Genomic DNA, 4,545 nt, shown 5'->3' with positions numbered 1-4,545 from the left:
CGCAACGCCACGCTATCGGCGGCGTCGGCGACCTGATTGAGTTCGTGTAACGGCAAGGCAAGCTCCTGAGCGGCAAAGGCAAATCAACAGAGAGATCACCAGGAGGCAGGCAGCAAGCGGACATAAAAAAACCCGCCTCGTGGGGCGGGTTTTTGTCACTGCGCATCACTGCTATCAAACGCGCGCTAACCCACCATTCGATGAATGGTGCTAATAATCAGCGCAATACGGATGTCGAGGCAGTTCATGCAGCCGATCTTCGTTGACTTGGCGGGCTTTGTCAATAAAAAAGAAGCCGCTAATTCAGGGCTGCCGCGCCTGAGCGACGCGCAAACGGAGGTTCGGCGTGACAACTTCACGCCGTGCACCCAGCACTCTGTCGCGCAGAAACAGGTCGAACTGCGCCATCACCGCATCACGCGCAGCGTGCGAAAACAGCGCGTGATCCACCTTGCCAACCACGTTCGCGGTGACGTTCCTCAGCTTGCCAAGCTGGCTGCCGTTCGGTCCGAAATGAATCTCCAGCTCGTCCAGCCCCTCGTCAAGTGGACCGTACATCAGCGCAGTCTGCACACCCTTGCGCTCGAGTTCCAGCGCGATTCTGCGGACGGCGCCACCTGGCGTCGACTGCCCGAAGAGCCGCTCGAGCGCCGTGCTGGCGCGCGCGGCAATGCGTGCCCATAAACGGCGCGCGAGTTCGGTGGCAATCGCGCGCCCGTTCGCCTGGCCAGTCAGTAGCCGCAGCCATTTGCGTGGATTGCGCATCGAGCGCCGGTAAACGACACTCGATGCCACGTGCTGCGCGCCGGGTCGCGTTCGCGCGCCACCCCAGACGAACAGCGGCAGATTGACGGCGGCGCAACCCACCACCCCCGGATGGGTGAGTGCCGTATGAATGCAGACATACGCGCCCGTGCAAACGCCGAACATGACGGTTTTCGGATGGCCGGCCGCCGCCAGCCAATCGACGCCCGAGCTGGCGTCCGAGACTGCGTATTGGGCATACACCCTATCGAGCGTCAGCCCATCGTCGCGACGAAGACTATCGCCGAGACCGCGGATGTCCATGCGCAACGATGCGATGCCCTGGGCCGCGAGATGCCGCGCCATCAGCACCGCGAAGCGGCCGTCGCCGATCCGGTGCACACCGCCCGTGTTGACGAACAGCACCGCCGGCGCCCCTTCAAGCGCTCGCGATGGCTGGCAGAACACCCCTGCGTAACGCCCGCCATCGAACACAACGGGCGTCTCGCGGCCATGCGCGAACTCGATTCGTGCGGTCGCTGCGGAGCCCAGTATCTCGACCGCCGTCCCGGTTGCCGTGACCGCCTGTGCGCCCAGCCATTCGAGCACGCTCTCGAATGCCTGAGCCGGCGGCTCACTGTAGCTGGGATCGAGCAGAAACCTGCTGAACTCGCTGAAAATCTGCAGGTCCGTTTCAGCACCCTGAGCCTGATAATGCGCGGCCAGCCGTTTCAGACGCGCACTTTCGTTCAGGTCCTGCAGCAGCACACGCTGCGCGGGACACTGCGCGCCCCGCTCGAGATCAACCTTCGCGAGCATCTCGAGCGAGTCCGGATAAAGGCGAAAGCCATGCGCGCCGATCGTTTCCGCGGCCTCTGCATCGAGGCTGAGCCCGAGCGCATGTTGCGCACTGAGCCAACTTTGATGCTGGATCTCCAACTCGCGGATGTAGCTCTTGCCGGAACTCGGTGGCATGAGCAGCACGAGATTCTCGACGCCACCCAGCTCGTCGGCAGCCAACGCCGCGAGCGTGGCACCCAGACGCAGCCCGCATAAACTCAGGCGCGTCACACCGGTTTCGGCGCGCAGCCACGCTGCGGCGCCCTTGATACTGTCTAGCCATGCGCGCAGGCGTTGCGGGTCTTCCTCGTTGCCGCTCGAATCGCCGGTGCCAGGGTAGTCGAAGCGCAGCGTGGGCATGCCGCGCGCAGCGAGCGCCTCAGCGAATTCGCGCCAGCCGTGATACGTGCACAGTGCTTCATAGCCGAACGGATTGCATAGCACCACGCCCATGCCCGCCTGCGTGCCGGCCGGTCGGTGCAGCCATCCGAAACAGCCGTCGAACGTCACCGGCGTCATGGTGGACGAATTCGTCATGGTCAGTTGCCGCAGCGCCACTTCAGATTCGCGGCGCAAGCGATTCCTCCGGCACGAGGTGCGCAATCATGCCAGCGAGGGAGTCGATGCTCTGAAACAGATCGTGGGTAATCAGTGCGGCCGGAATTTCGATGGCGAAGTTTTCTTCGATGGCCATCATGAGGCGAACCGACCCGAGCGATGACAAACCTGCCGCATAGAGATCGTCGCGATCGCCGAGCGTGTCGACCGGTACGTCGAGACAGGCGGCCTCCTGAAGAATGCTACGCACGTGATTTTTCATCTGACACCCCGGATACCTGATTTTTAGCTACTGCATCGATCCATCGATACATCAAGCGCGCACACGGATGCGCTGTCATCAACAACCTGGTCTGAGACAAACGCTAACGCGCGATACTTGTCGGCACTTTAGAATAATATTTCGTTATACAGATCATATTAACCGATGCCTGTCACGCGACCGCATCGATGCCGGCACAAATTTCGGCAAGCGCCTTCCTGTCGATCTTGCCGTTCACATTGAGCGGCAACGCGTCGAGCATCACGATCCGTTGCGGCACGGCGTACACCGGCAACCGCTGACGGCACGCTTGCAGAATCTGCGGCGCGCTGCCTTGCGCGCGGGTCACGAAGGCAATCAGGCCGCCGGCACGGCCCGCATCGTCGACGGGCCACGCGACCACCGCGCAGAGCGCCGCGTGGCTGCATGCCTGCACAACATGCTCGACTTCTTCGAGCTCGATCCGGTTGCCGCGAATCTTGATCTGCGTGTCCATCCGCCCTTGAAACACGATGCCCTGCCCGGCTGCTTCGCGCGCAGCGTCGGCGCTTCGATACCAGCGCTGCGAGGCGTGGCCCGGGTAGGTGGTTGAAACGAAGCGGCAATTGCCCGGTTCGTCCGGCGACAGATAGCCCTCGGCTAACTGGGGTCCGCCGATCAGCAGTTCACCGCTTTCGCCGGGCGCGACTGTCGCGAGCGCGGCGTCGACGATCAACAGTTCCATGCCCGGCAATGCGCCGCCGAGCGGCATGACCGCATGCTGCGGATCGTCGAGAAATTCCGCTGTGACTTCGAAAGCCGCGCAGGCCACTGTGGTTTCGGTTGGTCCGTACATATTCAGCACGCGGCTATTTGGCGCGGCGCGCAACCACGCCTGTACCAGCAAGCGCGGCAGGGGCTCACCACCGAACAGCGTCACGCGCACGCTCGGGAATTCGTTCGGTCCCAGCTTGCGAAACTGCTGCATGAAACCGGCCACCGAGGGCACGCTGCTCCAGTGCGTAATCGCGTGTTCCTTGATGAACGCCGCGTTGTAGATCGGCTCGACGGTCTTCGGCACGTACAGGCAGCCGCCATTTGCCCAGCACACGAACATGTCGTGTACCGACGGATCGAAGGTGAGCTCGCACCATTGCGCGTAGCGTGCGCAAGGCAGCCGCCCCAGCAATTGCAGTTGCCCTGCCACGTAGGCATCCGCGTTGACGTGCGAGATCGGTACGCCTTTGGGTGCGCCGGTCGAACCGGACGTGAAGAGAATGTAGGCAAGATCGTCTTGTGCACGGGGTGCAGGGGCTTCTGCAACGGGTGCATCCGGAGAGAACCCGATCGATCCATCGACGGCAGAGGCCGAAGCAGTACGCGCGGCGTTCGTGCCTTGAGCGTCTTCAGCGCCTACGTCATCCAGCATCACAATCCGTGGACAGTCGTCAAGCAGCGACAACACTTCGTCGAGCGATGCCGCGCAACGCCGATCAACCAGCAACAGCGGCGCGCCCGACTGTTCGATCGCGGCTGCAGTGCGCGCAGCGGGCACATTGGGATTAAGCGGCACGTACGCGAAACCCGCCTTGAGGATCCCTAGCAGCCCGGCGTAGACAGCTACGCTGCGATGCGCGAACAGCAGGCAGCGCCCAAGGCGGCCGGCCGGCATTGCGGCGCTCAACCCGGCCGCAATCCGGTGCGCCCGCGATGCAAGCTCGCCATAGCAATAGAGGCGTTCATCGACCCATAGCGCGGGACTATCCGGCTCGCTCGCGGCAGTATCGAAGAAGAAGGAATCCAGCATTCACAGCCTCGGTCCATTGGGCATTAAACCGGCGCACGCATCGGCTTACCCGAACGGGCTCGCGCGCAACTGCCGGTCATGCCGAAAGCGCACTGCCGGGCGGCGGAGCTACCCGGTCGCGCGCTGCGGTATCGCAGGAGAGTTTCGCAAGAAAGATTCTCGGGCGGCGCCTGGGCGAAGCAGTGTTCTCATGCGATATCGCTTGAGAACGCTGTCGTCCAAGGTTTCGTATGAATCATAGAATCCGGCAGGTCCGGTATATGTGCGATACCCCTCTCAACAGACGAATGAGGGTATGCGGGGCCGCCCGCCGCGCGCGGGTCATGTGGCCCCTGGTACTGACTGCGGATGGGCT

At 62.8% G+C, this 4,545-nt stretch carries 3 protein-coding genes; all 3 read right to left on the bottom strand.

Annotation, left to right across the window (positions count from 1 at the left end; all coding sequences use genetic code 11):
- Positions 1-303: 303 nt before the first annotated feature.
- The 3 genes from PQQ96_RS41680 to PQQ96_RS41670 all read right to left on the bottom strand — a co-directional run bounded on the left by PQQ96_RS41680 (position 304) and on the right by PQQ96_RS41670 (position 4,190).
- On the bottom strand, positions 304-2,103 hold the full coding sequence (locus tag PQQ96_RS41680; protein ID WP_408303193.1) for an alpha/beta hydrolase: 1,800 nt from the start codon (positions 2,101-2,103) through the stop codon (positions 304-306).
- Between the two features lie 40 nt (positions 2,104-2,143).
- Positions 2,144-2,404, bottom strand: coding sequence for an acyl carrier protein (locus PQQ96_RS41675; RefSeq protein ID WP_408303191.1), 261 nt, complete (start codon positions 2,402-2,404; stop codon positions 2,144-2,146).
- Positions 2,405-2,576: 172 nt separating this feature from the next.
- Positions 2,577-4,190, bottom strand: coding sequence for an amino acid adenylation domain-containing protein (locus PQQ96_RS41670; protein ID WP_408303189.1), 1,614 nt, complete (start codon positions 4,188-4,190; stop codon positions 2,577-2,579).
- Positions 4,191-4,545: the final 355 nt, after the last annotated feature.

This window comes from Paraburkholderia sediminicola, assembly GCF_046027825.1.
Lineage (GTDB): Bacteria > Pseudomonadota > Gammaproteobacteria > Burkholderiales > Burkholderiaceae > Paraburkholderia > Paraburkholderia sediminicola_D.
The sequence above is the reverse complement of the archived record's forward strand: the minus strand, read 5'-3'. Positions and strand labels throughout refer to the sequence as shown.

Bases quoted from the DNA above. Each gene is read 5' to 3' on its own strand.
- PQQ96_RS41680 (WP_408303193.1), bottom strand. From the start codon at position 2,103: ATGACGCCGGTGACGTTCGACGGCTGTTTCGGATGGCTGCACCGACCG.
- PQQ96_RS41675 (WP_408303191.1), bottom strand. From the start codon at position 2,404: ATGAAAAATCACGTGCGTAGCATTCTTCAGGAGGCCGCCTGTCTCGAC.
- PQQ96_RS41670 (WP_408303189.1), bottom strand. From the start codon at position 4,190: ATGCTGGATTCCTTCTTCTTCGATACTGCCGCGAGCGAGCCGGATAGT.